This is a genomic window from Pseudomonas sp. CCNWLW23, assembly GCF_037095675.1.
Lineage (GTDB): Bacteria > Pseudomonadota > Gammaproteobacteria > Pseudomonadales > Pseudomonadaceae > Aquipseudomonas > Aquipseudomonas atacamensis.
In genome coordinates this window covers 148312-166194 of record NZ_JBAWKM010000011.1, presented here as the reverse complement: position 1 = coordinate 166194, position 17883 = coordinate 148312, and the positions used below count along the sequence as shown (strand labels likewise).

At 61.2% G+C, this 17883-nt stretch carries 13 protein-coding genes; 5 read left to right on the top strand and 8 right to left on the bottom strand.

Going from position 1 to position 17883, the window contains the following annotated elements; translation table 11 throughout:
* Nucleotides 1-2 precede the first annotated feature (2 nt).
* The 4 genes from V8J63_RS15835 to amaB all read right to left on the bottom strand — a co-directional run bounded on the left by V8J63_RS15835 (nucleotide 3) and on the right by amaB (nucleotide 5528).
* Complete coding sequence (locus V8J63_RS15835) at nucleotides 3-917, bottom strand: ABC transporter permease subunit (RefSeq protein WP_016771918.1); 915 nt, start codon at nucleotides 915-917, stop codon at nucleotides 3-5.
* A gap of 244 nt (nucleotides 918-1161) precedes the next feature.
* Complete coding sequence (locus V8J63_RS15830; RefSeq protein WP_016771919.1) at nucleotides 1162-2295, bottom strand: ABC transporter substrate-binding protein; 1134 nt, start codon at nucleotides 2293-2295, stop codon at nucleotides 1162-1164.
* Nucleotides 2296-2663: 368 nt separating this feature from the next.
* Nucleotides 2664-3947, bottom strand: a complete 1284-nt coding sequence (gene amaA, locus V8J63_RS15825) for an L-pipecolate oxidase (protein WP_336464308.1) — start codon at nucleotides 3945-3947, stop codon at nucleotides 2664-2666.
* Nucleotides 3948-4037: 90 nt separating this feature from the next.
* On the bottom strand, nucleotides 4038-5528 hold the full coding sequence (gene amaB, locus V8J63_RS15820) for an L-piperidine-6-carboxylate dehydrogenase (protein WP_130888324.1): 1491 nt from the start codon (nucleotides 5526-5528) through the stop codon (nucleotides 4038-4040).
* A 164-nt stretch (nucleotides 5529-5692) separates the two neighbouring features.
* Between amaB and V8J63_RS15815 the strand changes: the two genes are divergently transcribed.
* The 3 genes from V8J63_RS15815 to nadE all read left to right on the top strand — a co-directional run bounded on the left by V8J63_RS15815 (nucleotide 5693) and on the right by nadE (nucleotide 8862).
* Nucleotides 5693-6592, top strand: coding sequence for a LysR family transcriptional regulator (locus V8J63_RS15815; protein WP_336464307.1), 900 nt, complete (start codon nucleotides 5693-5695; stop codon nucleotides 6590-6592).
* Nucleotides 6593-6806: 214 nt separating this feature from the next.
* On the top strand, nucleotides 6807-8030 hold the full coding sequence (gene pncB / locus V8J63_RS15810) for a nicotinate phosphoribosyltransferase (protein WP_024011382.1): 1224 nt from the start codon (nucleotides 6807-6809) through the stop codon (nucleotides 8028-8030).
* A gap of 4 nt (nucleotides 8031-8034) precedes the next feature.
* Nucleotides 8035-8862: an ammonia-dependent NAD(+) synthetase gene (gene nadE / locus V8J63_RS15805; protein ID WP_016771924.1), complete on the top strand. Its 828-nt coding sequence runs from the start codon at nucleotides 8035-8037 to the stop codon at nucleotides 8860-8862.
* A gap of 116 nt (nucleotides 8863-8978) precedes the next feature.
* Here nadE and azu read toward each other — a convergent pair whose 3' ends face one another.
* A complete protein-coding gene (gene azu / locus V8J63_RS15800) occupies nucleotides 8979-9422 on the bottom strand; it encodes an azurin (RefSeq protein ID WP_016771925.1) in 444 nt (147 codons plus the stop codon).
* A gap of 342 nt (nucleotides 9423-9764) precedes the next feature.
* On the opposite strand from azu, the gene V8J63_RS15795 reads away from it, so the two are divergent.
* Both V8J63_RS15795 and V8J63_RS15790 read left to right on the top strand, forming a co-directional pair.
* A complete protein-coding gene (locus V8J63_RS15795; RefSeq protein WP_016771926.1) occupies nucleotides 9765-10352 on the top strand; it encodes a TIGR00730 family Rossman fold protein in 588 nt (195 codons plus the stop codon).
* A gap of 68 nt (nucleotides 10353-10420) precedes the next feature.
* On the top strand, nucleotides 10421-10609 hold the full coding sequence (locus V8J63_RS15790; protein ID WP_016771927.1) for a hypothetical protein: 189 nt from the start codon (nucleotides 10421-10423) through the stop codon (nucleotides 10607-10609).
* Nucleotides 10610-10817: 208 nt separating this feature from the next.
* On the opposite strand, the gene V8J63_RS15785 is transcribed toward V8J63_RS15790, so the two are convergent.
* The 3 genes from V8J63_RS15785 to V8J63_RS15775 form a co-directional block, all read right to left on the bottom strand.
* Nucleotides 10818-11708 carry a transglutaminase family protein gene (locus V8J63_RS15785; RefSeq protein ID WP_016771928.1) on the bottom strand — a complete coding sequence of 297 codons (891 nt, stop codon included), beginning with the start codon at nucleotides 11706-11708 and terminating at the stop codon, nucleotides 10818-10820.
* Nucleotides 11708-14194 (bottom strand): circularly permuted type 2 ATP-grasp protein, encoded by a 2487-nt coding sequence (locus tag V8J63_RS15780; protein WP_336464306.1) that lies wholly within the window; start codon nucleotides 14192-14194, stop codon nucleotides 11708-11710. The genes V8J63_RS15785 and V8J63_RS15780 overlap by 1 nt, the downstream gene beginning before the upstream one ends.
* 88 nt (nucleotides 14195-14282) lie before the next feature.
* Nucleotides 14283-17558 carry a transglutaminase family protein gene (locus V8J63_RS15775; protein WP_336464305.1) on the bottom strand — a complete coding sequence of 1092 codons (3276 nt, stop codon included), beginning with the start codon at nucleotides 17556-17558 and terminating at the stop codon, nucleotides 14283-14285.
* Nucleotides 17559-17883 lie beyond the last annotated feature (325 nt).

Here is a 17883-nt window from a genome sequence, read left to right as displayed (position 1 = left end):
GCTTACACCTTCGACACAAGAGGACGGCCCAACAGGCCCTGCGGCCGGAAGACCAGTACGAGGACGAGCAGCGAGAAACTGAACACGTCTTTGTAGTCGGAGTTGACCAGACCGGAGAACAGCGACTCGGAGATGCCAAGGATGATCCCGCCGAGCATCGCGCCGGGCAGTGAACCGATGCCGCCCAGAACCGCTGCGGTGAACGCCTTGATGCCGATGATGAAGCCGGCATAGAAGTCGAACGTGCCGTAGTTCATGGTGATCAGCACACCGGCCAGTGCGGCCATGGCTGCACCGATGATGAACACATAGGAAATCACCCGGTCGGTGTTGATCCCCAGGATCGAGGCCATCTTGCGGTCTTGCTGGGTCGCACGGCACATGCGGCCGAGCTTGGTGTATTTGATGACGTAGGTCAGCAGCCCCATGCCGACAAACGCGGCGATCAGGATGAAGACTTTGGTGTAGGTCAGTTGTACGAAGCCGGTACCGACTTCAACACGCCAGGCACCGGTCAGCAGCGTAGGCACGCCCTGTTGTTTGGCGCCCTGAGCGATCTGTGCGTAGTTCTGCAGAATCAGCGAAATACCGATAGCGCTGATCAGCGGCGCCAGGCGGGTCGAGTTACGCAGGGGTTTGTAGGCAACACGCTCGATGACCCAGCCATATACCGCCGTGACGACGATGGTGAAGATCAGCGTGCCGAGCATCAGCAGCGGGAAGGATTCGATACCGAAGTAAGCCAGCAGAGCCAGACTGATTGCCGCCAGGTAAGCGGAAATCATGTAAACCTCGCCGTGGGCGAAGTTGATCATGCCGATGATGCCGTAGACCATTGTGTAGCCGATGGCGATCAGGCCATAGACCGACCCGAGGGTCAGGCCATTGACCAGTTGCTGCAGGAAAATACCATCCATAACGCAATCTCACGCAGTGAGAACCTGCGCACCAAGGGTGCGCGGTTCTTCTAGGAAAAATACAGATGTACGTCGGAGCAATGTCGGAGCGTGATCAGCCCTGACCACACGGAACCCCTTTGTGGGAGCGAGCCTGCTCGCGAAAGCGGTTGAACATTCAACGCAGAGGTTGTTTGTCAGTGCGTCTTCGCGAGCAGGCTCGCTCCCACAGGGTTTCAAGTGAGCCGAGTGATCGCTTCACCCCTTACTTCTGCTTTTCCAGCTGGTGGTATTTGCCGTCCTTGTCCCACTGGTAAACCACGTAGTCGGAGACTTTCAGGTCGCCCTTGGAGTCCCAGGTTTTTTCGCCCATCACGGTTTTCACCGGATTTTTCTTCAGCCAGGCCGCAGCCTCTTCACCCTTGTTGGACTTGGCGCCATTGAACGCTGCCGCCAGGGTCTGAACCGAGGCGTAGGCGTACAGGGTGTAGCCTTCAGGCTCGGTGCCGGCCTTGCGGAACGCGTCCACTACGGTCTTGCTTTCAGGCAACAGGCGCGGGTCGGCGCCGAAGGTCATCAGCACGCCGTCGGTGAATTGCGGGCCGCCAGCGGTGGTCACCAGCTCGTCGGTCACGATGCCGTCATCGGACATGAACTTGACGTCTTTCAGACCCTGCTCGCGCAGCTGGCGAACCAATGGACCGGCTTCCGGATGCAGGCCGCCGAAATAGACGACATCGGCGCCGGCGCCACGGATCTTGGTGACGATGGTGCTGAAGTCTTTCTCGCCACGGGTCAGGCCTTCGTACAGCACAGGCTTGACGCCGCGTTTTTCCAGCTGAGCCTTGGTGGCGTCCGCCAGGCCTTGGCCGTAGGTGTCCTTGTCGTGCAGCACAACGACTTTCTTGCCCTTGAGCATGTCGACGATGTAGTCGCCGGCAACGATGCCTTGCTGGTCGTCACGTCCGCACATACGGAACATGGCGCTGAGGCCGCGTTCGGTAACTTGCGGGTTGGTCGAGCCCGGGGTGATCGCGATGATGCCGGCTTCGTCGTAGATTTCCGAGGCTGGAATGGTCGACGAGGAGCAGAAGTGCCCGACCACGCCGGCGACTTTCTGATTGGTGAGGTCCTTGGCGACCGTCACTGCCTGCTTCGGTTCGCAGGCGTCATCGCCTTTGACCAGGACGATTTTTTCCCCGTTGACGCCGCCCGCCGCGTTGACCGCATCGGCCGCCGCCTGTGCACCCTTCATGTACTGCTCGCCGAATGCCGCGTTGGCACCGGTCATAGGACCCGCTACACCGATCTTGATATCAGCTTGAGCAAACGCAGAAACACCCAGCGCAGTAGCGACTGCGAGGGCCAGAAAGCCTTTCTTGTAAAACGTCTGGGACATGAGGTGGTGCTCCAAGGTTTTTTTTAGTTGGCACTGCGACTTCACTTCACTCAAAGCTCAGAGCAAGGCCCGTGCCATCGGTTTTTTATTCTTCAAAAAGTCGCTGCGTTGTTGTTATTTCGACTGTTTCGGTCCCATTTTCATTGGGCGTGCAACCGTCTAAACCGCGGAAGGTGAAACCATTTGTTTTTTCAGGCGCAACCCGCACGCGCCATCATTGCAACCGCAGCGGCAAACGACGTGCAACCAGCCTGTAACAGCCCGCGTCACCGAACTGCACACTGCTGGTGCGGGACTGCTACAACCCGCACCATTACAGGCTAGTCGCTGGATGCAAAAGCGCCGCTTGCGGCAACAAATTTCAACACTCAAATGACGATGCGCAGGCACTGGCCCGCGTGATACAGGGAAAACCCGGCCTCGTACAGGCAACTGCGCAAGCCCACTCCGGCCAGGGGCTGCATCGGTGCGAAGGGAATCGGCAGTGCCTGCGGATCGCCGTTGCACAGGTAATCGGCGAAGGCTTTGCCGACCACCGTGCCGGTGGTGACGCCGCGACCGTTATAACCGGTGACGGCTACCAGTCCGGGCGCGGGCTCGAACAGCCGCATCAGGTGATCAGGGGTAAAGGCAATGCGCCCGGTCCAGGTGCATTCCCACTCGACCGGCTTCAGATTGGGGAAGTAATGCTGCTGCACCCGATCAGCCCAGGCCTTGAGAAACCAGGTCGGTTTCTGATTGCCATTGCCGAGGCTGCCAAGCAACAGGCGCCCGTCCTTGTCGCGACGGATGCTGCTCAATACCTGACGGGTGTCCCACGAGCCCTGCCCGCCCGGGAGAATTTCTTGCGCAGCGTCTTCGGTAAGTGGCACCGAGGCGACCTGGTAGTAATAACCGGGAAAGAAATTGCGCTTGAGCTCGGTCCAGTCGCCTTCGGTATAGGCATTGGAGGCGATGACCACTTGTTCAGCGAGTACCGAACCTTGGGCGGTTTGCACCGACCAGTTCTGCCCGATGCGCTCGAGGCGAGTCACCGGCGAATGATCGAACATCTGCCCGCCGAGCCCGCGCACGGCATTGGCCAGCCCGGTGACATAGGCCATCGGATTGAGCGTGCCGGCGCGGCGGTCAAGCAACGCGGCGGCGATTTTCTGCGTGCCGGTGGCTTGCTCGCAGGCCTTGCCGGTCAGCAGTTCGACCGGCGCGCCACGACGTTTCCATTGCTGCTCGCGACTGCGCAGATCCGCCTCGCCCTTGGCGTTATGCGCCATGTGCAAAGTGCCTTCGCGGCGCAACTGGCAATCGATGGCGTATTTATCCACAAGGCTGAACACCAGCGCCGGCGCCGCACCGAGCATGCGGTTGAGCTGACTGCCGACCGCCTCGCCGAACCCCGCTTCGATCTCGTCCGGAGGAATCCACATGCCGGCGTTGACCAGCCCGACATTGCGCCCGGAGCCACCGTGCCCTGCGCGATGCGCTTCCAGCACGCAGACGCTTTTGCCTTTTTCCAGCAGATGCAGCGCCGCCGACAACCCGGTGAACCCGGCGCCGATCACACAGACATCGACCTTGACCTCGCCTCTGAGCGCCGCGTTATCCGGGCGTTGTGGCGTGAGCGTTTCCCACAGACATTCTTCGCGTAACAGCATTGCCAAGCTCCTGTCGGAGCAGCTGCAAGCCACAAGCTACAAGCTGCAAGCCGGTCTGCTTGACGCTTGTAGCTTGAAGCTTGTAGCTGCTTAATCGAATGTAATGCCCTGCGCCAACGGCAATTCCAGCGAGTAGTTGACGGTGTTGGTCTGCCGACGCATGTACGCGCGCCAGGCATCGGAGCCGGACTCACGGCCGCCGCCGGTCTCTTTCTCGCCACCAAATGCACCGCCGATTTCCGCACCGCTCGGGCCGATGTTGACGTTGGCGATGCCGCAGTCACTGCCGACCGCCGACATGAACCGCTCGGCCTCACGCACGTCGGTGGTGAAGATGCACGATGACAGGCCTTGCGGCACGGCATTGTTCAGGCGCAGCGCTTCCTCGAAATCGCTGTAGCCAACCACATAGAGAATCGGCGCGAAGGTTTCGCTGCAGACCACGTCGCTCTGCTCAGGCATTTCCACGATGGCCGGCGACACGTAGTAGGCGTTGGGGAATTGCTCTTCCAGTTGACGCTTGCCACCGAACACCCGGCCGCCTTCGCTCAGTGCCTGTTCCAGCGCATCCTGCATGTTTTCGAAGCTGTGCTTGTCGATCAGCGGGCCGACCAGATTGCCTTCCAGCGGATGGCCGATGCGTACTTTCGAATAGGCAGCCTTGAGGCGAGTGACGATTTCTTCCTTGACCGATTCATGGGCGATCAGACGGCGCAAAGTCGTGCAGCGTTGCCCGGCGGTGCCGACGGCGCTGAACAGAATCGCGCGCACCGCCATGTCCAGATCGGCGCTCGGGCCGAGGATCATCGCGTTGTTGCCGCCCAGCTCAAGAATGCTGCGGGCGAAACGCGCGGCGACTTTCGGCGCCACTTCGCGGCCCATGCGCGTGCTGCCGGTGGCGCTGATCAGCGCGACACGCGGGTCATCGACCAGCGCTTCGCCGGCATCGCGACCGCCGATCACCACCTGGCACAGGCTCGGTGGGGCATCACTGAAATTCTTCACTACGCGATCAAACAGCGCCTGACAGGCCAGCGCGGTCAGCGGGGTTTTCTCTGATGGCTTCCACACCACCGGGTTGCCGCAGACCAGCGCCAGGGTGGTGTTCCACGCCCACACTGCGACCGGGAAGTTGAACGCGCTGATGACGCCGACCACGCCAAGCGGATGCCAGGTTTCACGCATATGGTGGCCCGGGCGCTCGGAGGCGATGGTCAGACCGTACAACTGGCGCGACAGGCCAACGGCGAAATCGCAGATGTCGATCATCTCCTGCACTTCACCCAGACCTTCCTGAGTGATCTTGCCGGCTTCCCACGATACCAGCTCGCCAAGGTCGGCCTTGTACTCGCGCAACACTTCGCCGAACTGGCGCACCAGCTCACCGCGACGCGGCGCTGGCACCTTGCGCCAGTGCTCGAATGCATGATCTGCGCGACTGATGTGCTGCTCGACTTCGGCTGCGCCCTCCCAGTTCACCGAGGCAATTTCGCTGCCATCGATGGGTGAATGCACCGGCACTTTGCCGTTCTGGTACAGGGCCGGGTTGACTCCCAGACGATCAAGCAATGCGGCTACCATCGGTCTCTCCTCAAGCAAAAACAGAATGTGTGCGGCCATCCTTCGCATGGCCGGGCAGGCCTTTAGTTGTAGCCTCACTGCGGCGATGCAACAAACGACCTTTACGCCAGATATCATTCCGTTTATTCATGCTGCCTAGCGAAAGACAAGAAAAAGGACTGGCCATGCTGAACAAACGCCACTTGCCCTCGATCACCGCGCTGCAATGCTTCGAGGCCGTGACCCGGCACCTGAGTTTTACCCGCGCCGCCGAAGAGCTGAACCTGACCCAGAGTGCGGTGAGCAAACAGGTCGCGCAGCTTGAAGAACTGTTGCAGCACTTGCTGTTCCGCCGCGTGCGTCGGCGCTTGCAGATGACGCCGGCCGGGGATTTGTATCTGGTCGAGGTAAGAAAAATCCTCAGCCAAGTGGAGATGTCGACGCATTACCTGCGTTCCTACGGCGGCGAGACCGAAGTCCTGCGAGTCTCTACCCCTTCCACCTTCGGCGCCCGTTGGCTGGTGCCGCGCCTGAAAGGCTGGCGCCTGCGCCATCCGTCGATTCATCTGGATCTGTGCAACGAACAGGAGGCCGACGATCTGTTGCAAGGGCGCAGCGATCTGGCTTTCTATTTCGGCCAGGCTTCGCGTCCGGGCACCGAATGTCTGAAATTGTTCGGCGAACAACTGGTGCCGGTCTGCGCCCCGGCCAGCCTGCCGGACACACCATTCACTGACCCGACGCAACTCACCGACCTGGTGCTGCTGCAAAATGCCTCGCGACCGCAGGCCTGGCACGACTGGTTCGACAGTCAGGGCTACCACACCGAACACAGCTACCACGGGCCGCGTTTCGAAACCTTTTACATGTGCATCCGCGCCGCCCAGGTCGGTTGTGGCGTGGCGCTGCTGCCGCGGTTTCTGGTGGAAGAGGAATTGGCCGAAGGCAAACTGGTCATACCCTGGCAGCATGCAATGCCCAGCAGCGATGCCTATTACCTGGCCTACCCGGAGCACGCGGCGGAAGTGCCGAAGGTGCGGGATTTTGTGAAATGGATGCTTGAACAAATCGATAGCCCGCTGTGAGGTCAACCGGGATCCCTGTGGGAGCGAGCCTCCTCGCGAAAGCGTCGGGTCAGCCACATCATCTTTAACTGACACACCGCATTCGCGAGCAGGCTCGCTCCCACAGTGGATCTGCGGCGCTCTGAAAAAATGCTGGCAATCCCCACCGCCGATATGCGCCACTAGCGCCATCGATATAGACCGCGCCAGGCGCGGCGCAACTGGAGACCCGTTTATGAGCGAGAGTGTGTTTGCCGATCGCATCGTGCAGAACCTGCTCGACACCGACTTCTACAAGCTGACGATGATGCAGGCGGTGCTGCACAACTACCCCAACGTCGAAGTCGAATGGGAGTTCCGTTGCCGCAACGCCGAGGACCTGCGTCCGTATCTGGCCGAGATTCGTCATCAGATCGAGCGTCTGGCCGAGCTGAGCCTGAGTGCCGATCAGTTGAGTTTTCTCGAGCGCATCAGCTTTTTGAAACCGGATTTTCTGCGCTTCCTCGGCCTGTTCCGCTTCAATCTGCGCTATCTGCACACAGGCATCGAGAACGGAGAACTGTTCATCCGCCTGCGCGGGCCATGGCTGCATGTGATCCTCTACGAGGTGCCGCTGCTGGCGATCGTCAGCGAAGTGCGCAATCGCTATCGCTACCGGGAGACCTCGCTGGAGCAGGCACGCGAACAGCTGTATCGCAAGTTCGACTGGCTGACCGCCAATGCTTCGGCCGATGAGCTGTCGCAATTGCAGGTCGCCGATTTCGGCACCCGCCGACGCTTTTCCTTTGGCGTGCAGGCCGAAGTGGTCAACGTGCTCAAGCATGATTTCCCGGGGCGTTTCGTCGGTACCAGCAACGTGCATCTGTCCCGCGAGCTCGACATGAAACCGCTGGGCACCATGGCCCACGAGTGGATCATGGCCCATCAGCAACTCGGCCCGCGCCTGATCGACAGCCAGATCGCCGCGCTCGATTGCTGGGTTCGCGAGTACCGTGGCCTGCTCGGCATCGCCCTCACCGACTGCATCACTACCGATGCGTTTCTTGGCGATTTCGATCTGTTCTTCGCCAAGCTCTTCGATGGCCTGCGCCACGATTCCGGGGACCCGGTGGCGTGGGGCGAAAAGTGCATCGCGCACTACCACAAGCTCGGCATCGACCCGATGAGCAAGACCCTGGTGTTCTCCGACAGTCTGACCCTGCCGAAATCGTTGGAGATTTTCCGCGCGCTGCACGGTCGCATCAATGTGAGCTTCGGCATCGGTACCAACCTCACCTGCGATATCCCGGGTGTCGAACCGATGAGCATCGTGCTTAAAATGACCGCCTGCAACGGCCAGCCGGTGGCGAAGATCTCCGACGAGCCTGGCAAGACCCACTGCAAAGATCCGAATTTCGTCGCCTATTTGCGACATGTGTTTCAGGTTCCTGCCGAATCCAGTCTATCTAGCAAGGAGTGAATTCATGCAAGCCGTACAGCGTGAGATTGCTGAGCAGCTCAAGGTGCAACCACCGTTCGCCGACGATCAGGCCCTGCAGGCCGAAGTCGCCCGGCGCCTGACGTTCATTCAGGATTGTCTGGTCAATTCCGGGCTCAAGACCCTGGTGCTGGGCATCAGCGGCGGCGTCGATTCACTGACCGCCGGCCTCCTGGCCCAGCGCGCGGTACGTGAACTGCGCGAAAAAACCGGCGACGACCGCTACAAATTCATCGCCGTGCGCCTGCCCTACGAAACCCAGTTTGACGAGCACGACGCCAAGGCCTCGCTCGACTGCATCGCCCCTGACGAAATCCACACCGTGAACATCGGCCCGGCGGTCAAGGCGCTGGCGGCTCAGGTGTCGGCGTTCGAAGGCAAACCGGCGGCGTCAGTGGATTTCGTGCTGGGCAATACCAAGGCACGGATGCGCATGGTGGCGCAGTACACGATTGCCGGGGTGGCGGGCGGTCTGGTGATTGGCACCGACCACGCGGCGGAAGCAGTGATGGGTTTCTTCACCAAATTCGGCGATGGCGCCTGCGACCTCGCCCCGCTCAGCGGTCTGGTGAAAAATCAGGTGCGTGCGATTGCCCGCAGCTTTGGCGCGCCGGAAACGCTGGTCGAGAAAGTGCCGACGGCAGACCTGGAAGATCTTTCGCCGGGCAAACCGGACGAAGCAGCGCATGGCGTGACCTATGCCGAGATCGATGCGTTTCTGCACGGGGAAACGGTGCGGGACGAGGCGGCGAAGATCATTGTCGATACGTACAACAAGACTCATCACAAGCGGGTCATGCCGTTTGCGCCTTGATTTTTCAAAGGCATGAAAAAGCCCGCGGAGGAGTGATCCTCAGCGGGCTTTTTCTTTGGCCATCAGTGAAGCGGATGGCCTCTTCGCGAGCAGGCTCGCTCCCACATTGGCCCTGATTACTTGACGACGATGGTGCCTTTCATCATCGAGATGTGGCCAGGGAACGAGCAGAAGAAGCCGTAGCCACCGTCAGCCACCTTGGCAACGTCAAAGGTCACCGAATCGGTTTCCTTGGCGCCGATGATCTTGGTGTGGGCGATGATTCGTGCGTCGCCATCTTTCAGGTAGTTCTTGTCGATACCGGCTGCCAGGCCGTCGGTAGCGATTGGCTGCATGTCAGCTTCTTTGCTGATCACCAGGTTATGACCCATGACGTTCTTCGGCAGGCTGCCGGAGTGGGTCAGTTCGACGGTGAAGGTCTTGCAGCTCTTGTCGATCACGATTTCCTTGGTGTTAAAGGACATCTGATCGGTGGAATCAACGGTGGTTTTGCACTCGGCAGCCATCAATTGGCTGCTGGCCAGCGCCAGCAGGGATACCGCAACAACTTTGGAAAACATGGTGAATCTCCAAGGCAGGGTTAACAAAAACACTAGTGGTGGAAAGACTGCCTGAAATCATCGCAAGTTCATATGACTTGAGTCAAAAATTGTATACAACTTTCAGGCTATGACACTCATCGACACAATCTAACGGCCATTTCGTTGGCCCAGACCTATGATCGGCCCACCTACTGAAACGGAGTGCCAGTCATGTTCTTTAACGGCCTGTTGTGCAGCTTGCTCGCCGCCTACGCCTGTGGCGCCAGCGGTACTTTTGAATCACCCGAACGCGAAGTCTAGACCTTGGAGCGCAGCGTGCCAGCCGTTACCCTGTGCGACTGATCGACTCAGGAGTAACGCATGTCGCTGAAATCCGTTTGTGTGTTTTGCGGTGCCAACGCCGGTACCGTGCCGGCCTACACCGAAGCTGCCGTGACCCTCGGCCGGGCATTGGCCGAGCGTAATCTGACGCTGGTCTACGGCGGTGGTGCCGTCGGTTTGATGGGCATTGTCGCTGATGCCGCGCTGGCGGCTGGCGGCGAAGTGATCGGCATCATTCCGCAAAGCCTGATGGACAAGGAGATCGGCCACAAGAGCCTGACGCGCCTGGAAGTGGTCGACGGCATGCATGCGCGCAAGGCGCGGATGGCTGAGCTGAGCGATGCGTTCATCGCCCTGCCCGGCGGCCTCGGCACGCTGGAAGAGCTGTTCGAAGTCTGGACCTGGGGCCAGCTCGGCTATCACGGCAAGCCTTTGGGGCTGCTGGAAGTGAACGGTTTCTACAGCAAACTCACGGCTTTTCTCGATCATATCGTCGGCGAAGGCTTCGTTCGCGCGCCACACCGTGACATGCTGCAAGTGAGCGAATCGCCAGATTCCCTGCTCGACGCCCTCGATCAGTGGCAGCCGACCGTCACGCCCAAGTGGGTCGACCAAAAACCCGGTTAACCCCCGGACACCGATACAGGGCAGAATACGCGCCGCTCAACCTCACCTTCGACCCCAGAGGATCGCCCATGGCCAAACCCAATTACTCCTTCGCCAAACGTCAACGAGACCTGGCAAAGGAACAGAAGAAAGAGGAAAAGCTTCAGCGCAAGAAGCAAACCGCTGAAGAAGCGGCACTGAACCCTGACGGTGAAGTGGCGACCGATGATGATGTTGATGCATCCGATGCACCGAAAGATCAGACGCCCGACGCCTGAGCCCCACCGGGTTTGATGATCGAATCAGACCCTGCGGATTTGTGACGGGGCTGGCAGTTCTGCTGCCGGCCCTCACAGCCCTGCTTTCCCTGACACACCAAAATCACTGTGGGAGCGAGCCTGCTCGCGAAAGCGGTGTATCTGTTACAAATCCATTGGCTGACCTGACGCTATCGCGAGCAGGCTCGCTCCCACATCTGAAAACCCATCAATTCTGAGGCATCACCGTAACCCGCACTTCCGGGTCGTGATTACCGCCACCGAGAATCACCCCCCGCAACGGCGACACATCGGAGAAATCCCTTCCCCACGCCAGCGTGATGTGTTCCAGCGCCGGCTGCACATTATTGGTCGGATCGAAATCCACCCAGCCCGATACCGGACAGAACACCGATACCCACGCATGCGAGGCGTCGGCGCCGATCAGGCGTGGCTGCCCCGGCGGCGGCTGGGTCAGCAGGTAGCCGCTGACATAACGCGCCGCCAGACCGCGCGAGCGCACACAGGCCAGCATCAGATGAGCGAAGTCCTGACAGACGCCGCGTCGACGCTCCAGCACTTCCACCAGCGGCGTCGCCACCTGGGTGGCTTCGGCATCGAAGGTGAATTCGCTGAAGATCTTCTGCATCAGCGCCTGCACCCCGAGCAGCAACGGTCGCCCTGGCGGAAAACAGCTTTGCGAGAACTCGACGAAGCTGCGCTTCAAATGCACATAAGGCGACTGAAACCGGTAGCGACAGGCTTCGAGCAAGTCGGCGGACAACGGCTGACTGCTGTAGGTCAGCGCATCGCGGGTCTGCTCCCACGCGGGCGACTGGTTGAAATCCAGCGCCGGTCGCGCCAGCACCTCCACCGTCAGCCGGGCGTTGACCTGCAATTCATCATGGGGCCGCTCAAACGCCAGACGCGTCAACGGATTGCCGAATACGTCCAGTTCATCACGGCGCATGGTCGGCTCGGGGCTGATCAGCAACTGCTGCTCGGTGCAGCGCTGCCAGCTGCATTCGCGCGGCCACAAGTGCGCCAGTTGCTGCGCGAGGGAGACCGGGCTGTCGTAGTGATAACAGGTGTCGTGGAAGATCTGATATTGAGCGCTCATCACACGGACACCGTTCGCTGGCTGACATCATCGACATGGGCGAAATGGCGCAGCGCCAGACGATCCGATACCTGGCCGCTGGCTTCGGCGATTTTATGCAACAGATCGGCCAGACCATCCAGCGCGGCACGTACGCTGGATTTGCCGAACAGCGGATTCTCCAGGCAACCGAGATCAAACCGCGACAGGCGCTCGACCAGTTGCGGCAGCGCGGTTTCCCGAGGCGCGGCGAAATCGTCGTTCAGGCGTTTCAGCGTGCGTGTCACCAGTTTCAGCTGAAACAGCACCGCGTGGGGGTTCTGCTCATCCAGCAGCAGCAAATCCAGCACCGGAATCAGTTGCGCCACCGCCAGATAGCGCGAGCGATAGGTAATGCTGCTGTTACCCAACTCCAGCAACCACTCCAGCCCCGCCTGATCGAACGCACCCGCGCCGCGCAGAAACGCCGCCAGACTGCTGCTGAGAAATTGCAGGCGTTCGATGCGCCGGCCAATCATCAGAAAACGCCAGCCTTCGTCGCGGGTCATGTCATCCAGGGCAAACCCCGACAGCGCTGCCAGCGACATCACCAGACGGTTGAGGAAATCCAGCAGTTCGCCGAAGTCCGGTTCATCGACTTCCAGCTCCAGCGCCTCGCGCTGCAATTCGACCAGCGCCTGCCAGTTTTCCCGGGACAGCTTGCCGCGCACTTGCGAGGCGGCCCATTGCAGGCGTTGCAAATTGGAACGCAGGCTGAACGACCAATCCTCGCCCAGCAACGCAGCGAGCAGGCGCTCCGGCAGTTCGCCCTCATCCGGCAACAGCGCCAGCCGCTCGCCGAGATCGACCGCTGCTTGCAGCGCCTGCGGATCATCGCCATCGACGTAACGCGTGAGCATGATGCGCAGCAGCCGCGCGCTGTCGTCACAGCGCTCGCAGTAGCGGCCGAACCAGAACAGATTTTCCACCACCCGCGACGGCAGATATGGATCGCGGCGGACCAGATCGTGCACGCCGACATTGCGCTGCGCCTTCCACTGCTCGCCACTCGGCGCACGGTCGCTGAGCACCCAGGTGTCCTTGCTCGCCCCGCCGCGCTGCATCGACACCACCTCGGCATCGGCGTCGGCCGCCACTCGGGTCAGACCACCCGGCAACACGCGGTAGCCGTCGTGGCTGGCCACCGCATACATGCGCATGCCGATCGCGCGGTGTTGCAGATGACCGTCCTCGGCTTGCCAGACCGGCGCCTGCGACAGTTGCGCAAGCTCTTGCGCGACGTACGCATAAGGCCGTGCCTGCATACGCTGCGCCAGCTCGAGGCGCTGACTTTCATTCAAGTCACGGCCGAAAACAGGAGCAAAGCTCTGCGACGGGAACGCCGGTTTGATCAGCAGCTCCGGAAGTTTTTCCAACGCCTGCGCCAGCACTGGCGCTTCACCGCACCACCAGGTGGCGATCGACGGCAGGATCAGTTCTTCGTCAAACAGGAACTGGTTGATCTTCGGCAAAAACCCCAGCAGCCCCGGCGATTCCAGCACCCCGCTGCCTAGCGCATTGGCCACCAGCACCCGCCCCTGACGCACCGCCTCCAGCAGACCGGGGACCCCGAGCGCCGAGTCGGTCCGCAGTTCCAGCGGGTCGCAGAAATCATCGTCGAGGCGGCGCATGATCGCGTGCACCCGGCGCAGGCCGCTGAGGGTTTTCAGGTACACCGTGGCATTACGCACAGTCAGATCGCCGCCCTCGACCAGCGGATAACCGAGCTGGCGCGCCAGATACAGGTGCTCGAAATAACTTTCATTGAACCGCCCCGGCGTCAGCAGCACCACCAGCGGTGCGTCATCGCCCTGCGGTGCCTGACGGGCCAGGGTTTCCTGCAAGGTGCGGAAGAAACCGGCCAGATGCTGAACCTTCAGATCACGGTACAAATCGGGAAAGGCGCGGGAGACGATGGTGCGGTTTTCCAGCGCATAGCCGGCCCCGGACGGCGCCTGGGTGCGATCGGCAGTGACCCACCAGCGACCATCCGGCGTGCGCGCCAGATCCACGGCATACAAATGCAGAAAGGCTGACTCGGGCGGGGCAATGCCCTGACAGGGCCAGAGAAAATTGTTGTGCCCGAACACCAGCTCGGCGGGCAGCAGGCCTTCGCTGATCAACCGCTGCGGACCGTACAGATCCGCCAGCACTGCATTGAGCAAGCGCGCACGCTGAGCGATGCCAGCGGACAATTGCTGCCATTCATCAGCCGCGATCACATGGGGCAGCAGATCCAGCTCCCACGGCCGGTCAGCGCCCTTGGGATCGGCATAGACGTTATAGGTGACGCCGTTTTCCTGAATCTGCCGCGCCAGCAAGGCCTGACGCTGCACCAGTTGCGCCGGGCTGCTGCGCTGCAACTGATCGAACAGGCGCTGCCAATGCGCACGCACTGCGCCGCTGCCGTCGAGCAGTTCGTGATAGGTGCCCGCAGTCAGCGGGTAGCGGTCTAACAGGTCAGGCATGGAAAGCTCGGCAGACAGCAGGGAACGGTCAGACTAACGCAGGCACATGACACGCGGATATACGAAAAATCCGCGTGTTGCGTAGGCTCTAGTAACGGCGCAGGTCGATGGTCATCGGTAGCTCGTCATTGATTTCTACCTTGGGTACGGGAAGTTTCCCCGGCGTGTGTCCGAGGCGGAAAAACCGCGCCATGCGCCGGCTCTCCGCTTCATTGGCATTGACCGGCAAGGTCTCGTAATTGCGCCCGCCGGGATGGGCGACGTGGTACTGGCAACCACCCAGCGAACGCCCCATCCAGGTATCGAGCAGGTCGAACACCAACGGCGCGTGCACCGGTATGGTCGGATGCAGACAGTTGGCTGGTTGCCACGCCCGAAAGCGCACCCCGGCGACAAACTCACCCACCCGCCCGGTCGGGTGCAACGGCACCGCGACGCCATTGCAAGTCAGCAGATAGCGCTGTGGCGGCAAGCCGTTGAGTTTGACCTGCAAGCGCTCCAGCGATGAATCGACGTAGCGCACCGTGCCGCCCGCCGAGCCCTCCTCGCCCAGCACGTGCCAGGGTTCGAGCGCCTGACGCAGCTCCAGCTCGATGCCATTGACGGCGTAGTCACCGACCTTGGGAAAACGAAACTCGAGATGCGCCGCGAACCACTCCGCACGCAACGGATAGCCGGCGTTGTTGAGCTCGACGATGACGTCGGCGAAATCCTCTTCGATAAAGTGCGGCAGCAGGAAGCGATCGTGCAGCTCGGTGCCCCAGCGTGCCAGTTTCGCCGGCGCGTAAGGCTCGCGCCAAAAGCGCGCGACCAGCGCCCGCAGCAGCAACTGCTGAGCCAGACTCATGCGCGCATGGGGCGGCATTTCAAAAGCGCGCAGTTCCAGCAAGCCGAGACGCCCGGTGGCGCCGTCCGGTGAATACAGTTTGTCGATGCAGAATTCGGCGCGATGGGTATTGCCGGTGACGTCGATCAGCAGATTGCGCAACAGTCGATCGACCAGCCACGGTGCACATTCCTCGCCCGGTTCCGGCATCTGCGCGAAAGCGATTTCCAGTTCGTACAAGGCGTCATTACGCGCCTCGTCGACGCGTGGCGCCTGGGACGTCGGGCCGATGAAGAGGCCGGAAAACAGGTACGACAGCGAAGGATGGTTGTGCCAGTAACTGATCAGACTGCGCAGCAGATCCGGCCGCCGCAGAAACGGTGAGTCCGCCGGTGTCGCGCCGCCAAGGACGAAATGGTTGCCGCCGCCGGTGCCGGTGTGGCGCCCGTCGATCATGAACTTCTCGGTGGTCAGCCGGGTCTGTCGTGCCTGTTCATAGAGAAACTCAGTGCGCTCGACCAACTCGTCCCAGGTCGCCGATGGCTGCACGTTGACCTCGATCACGCCCGGGTCCGGAGTGACACGGAAATTGCTCAGGCGCGGATCACTTGGTGGTTCATAGCCTTCCAGCAGCACCGGGCAATGCAGTTCTTCAGCGGTGGCCTCAATGGCCGAGACCAGTTCCAGATAATCCTCGACCCGCTCCAGCGGCGGCATGAACAGATACAGCCGGCCTTCGCGGGCCTCGGCGCAGAATGCGGTACGGGTCAGCCAGTCAGCGGACTCGTCGATTTTCGGCACCCGCTCATCCAGCGCAGCAGGTTCGCCGTGCACACCGAGCTGCGCGGCATCCGGTAGTTCAGCGAAGTCCTGATTCGGATCGTTGGGATGGATGAACGGATATTCCGCCGCTTTCACCCACGGCTGCGACGCCAGCGGCAAGCGATAACCCAGCGGCGAATCCCCCGGCACCAAGCGACAGTGCTCATCGCGCAGATACCATCGCCCGCTCTGCCATTGATCGCCCTTTGCCGTGCGCGCCAGCGGCAGCACCTGGCCGATCACCTTGTTCAGGCCCTGACTGAAGACCTTGCGCAATCGCGCGCGCTCCAGCGGTTCTTCCAGCCGCGAATCTTCGGCGCTGACGTTGCCGGGCAACGCGCCCTCGCGCCAGAGGTAATAGAGATGATCCTCGTAGGCCGGGAAGACGAAGCGTGCAGGCAACTTCAGGCGCTCGGCGACGCTGGCAAGAAAGCGTCCGGCCAGTTCGCCGTCGGCGCCGTAGTCCTGCTGTTCGTCGGCGATCAATGCGTCGTTGTGCCAGATCGGCTGACCGTCGCGGCGCCAGTAACAATTGAGCGACCAGCGCGGCAATTGCTCGCCGGGATACCACTTGCCCTGACCGAAATGCACCAGCCCCTGCGGTGCATATTGCTTGCGCATGCGTTGAAACAGTTCGGCGGACAGCCGACGCTTGTCCGGCCCCAGCGCGGCAGTGTTCCATTCGGCGCCGTCCGGGTCGTCAATGGAGACGAAGGTCGGTTCGCCGCCCATGGTCAGGCGCACATCGCCTTCGAGCAGATCGGCATCGATCTGCCGCCCCAGCGCCTGGATCGCCCGCCACTGTTCATCGGTGTAGGGCTTGGTGACACGTGGCGCTTCCCAGATTCGCTCGACCGACATTTCGTGGCTGAACTGTGTCTCGCAAGGTTCGACCAGACCACTGATCGGCGCCGCCGAGGACGGATCGGGACTGCACGCCAACGGTATATGCCCTTCCCCGGCGAACAACCCGGACGTCGCATCAAGGCCAATCCAGCCGGCCCCCGGCAGATACACCTCGCACCAGGCGTGCAGGTCGGTGAAGTCGACTTCGGTGCCCGACGGGCCGTCGAGGCTTTTCACGTCGGCGGTCAGTTGAATCAGGTAGCCGGAAACAAACCGCGCCGCCAGACCGAGATTACGCAACAGCTGCACCAGCAACCATGCCGAATCACGGCAGGAACCGGAGGCGTGTTGCAGTGTGTGCTCCGGAGTCTGCACGCCGGGCTCCATGCGGATCAGGTAGCCGATGTCTTCGCTGAGGCGCTGATTGAGCGCCACCAGAAAATCCACCGCCGGCAGTGGCGTGCGGTCGATGCTGTCCAGGTAAGCCTTGAACGTTGGCGTCAGCGGCAGGGTTTCGAGGTATGGCGCCAACTCCTTGCGCTCGTCGGCGGCGTAGCTGAACGGGATTCGCTCGGCGTACGCTTCGAGGAAGAAATCGAACGGATTGAACACCGCCATTTCCGCGACCAGATCGACTTCGATGCGCAGCTCTGCGGTTTTTTCCGGGAACACCAGACGTGCCAGGTAATTGCCTTGGGGGTCTTGCTGCCAGTTGATGAAATGCTGCTCTGGCGAGACTTTCAGCGCATAGGAAAGAATTCGCGTGCGGCTGTGGGGCGCCGGGCGCAGGCGGACGATCTGCGGGCCGAGTTCGACAGCGCGGTCGTAGCGATAATGCGTGACGTGATGCAATGCGACATGAATCGACACGGCGTGCCTCCTGCGAGCCTTGGGCGTATGGGAAAGCGCGCAAGACTTATGCCATGCACGGGCTTGCGCGCTTTCGCGAAATGCTCAAGGCAGTACAGCACCAAAACCGGGCGATGCGAGGAAATGGTTTGGCTCAGTTGCACGCAAATGTTGCGAACGCTGATTCTTGCGGTGTTTGATCGGACGCTTTCGCGAGCAGGCTCGCTCCCACATGTGCAATGCGTTCCCCTGTGGGAGCGAGCCTGCTCGCGAAGAGGCCAGCGGCAACAACTTGATCGTTCCCACGCTCTGCGTGGGAATGCAGCCCGTGACGCTCCGCGTCACA

Coding starts and splice junctions, on each gene's coding strand:
- V8J63_RS15780 (WP_336464306.1), bottom strand. CDS start 14,194: ATGCCTGACCTGTTAGACCGCTACCCGCTGACTGCGGGCACCTATCAC.
- V8J63_RS15835 (WP_016771918.1), bottom strand. CDS start 917: ATGGATGGTATTTTCCTGCAGCAACTGGTCAATGGCCTGACCCTCGGG.
- V8J63_RS15830 (WP_016771919.1), bottom strand. CDS start 2,295: ATGTCCCAGACGTTTTACAAGAAAGGCTTTCTGGCCCTCGCAGTCGCT.
- amaB (WP_130888324.1), bottom strand. CDS start 5,528: ATGGTAGCCGCATTGCTTGATCGTCTGGGAGTCAACCCGGCCCTGTAC.
- V8J63_RS15815 (WP_336464307.1), top strand. CDS start 5,693: ATGCTGAACAAACGCCACTTGCCCTCGATCACCGCGCTGCAATGCTTC.
- V8J63_RS15790 (WP_016771927.1), top strand. CDS start 10,421: ATGGCCAAACCCAATTACTCCTTCGCCAAACGTCAACGAGACCTGGCA.
- V8J63_RS15785 (WP_016771928.1), bottom strand. CDS start 11,708: ATGAGCGCTCAATATCAGATCTTCCACGACACCTGTTATCACTACGAC.
- pncB (WP_024011382.1), top strand. CDS start 6,807: ATGAGCGAGAGTGTGTTTGCCGATCGCATCGTGCAGAACCTGCTCGAC.
- V8J63_RS15795 (WP_016771926.1), top strand. CDS start 9,765: ATGTCGCTGAAATCCGTTTGTGTGTTTTGCGGTGCCAACGCCGGTACC.
- azu (WP_016771925.1), bottom strand. CDS start 9,422: ATGTTTTCCAAAGTTGTTGCGGTATCCCTGCTGGCGCTGGCCAGCAGC.
- nadE (WP_016771924.1), top strand. CDS start 8,035: ATGCAAGCCGTACAGCGTGAGATTGCTGAGCAGCTCAAGGTGCAACCA.
- amaA (WP_336464308.1), bottom strand. CDS start 3,947: ATGCTGTTACGCGAAGAATGTCTGTGGGAAACGCTCACGCCACAACGC.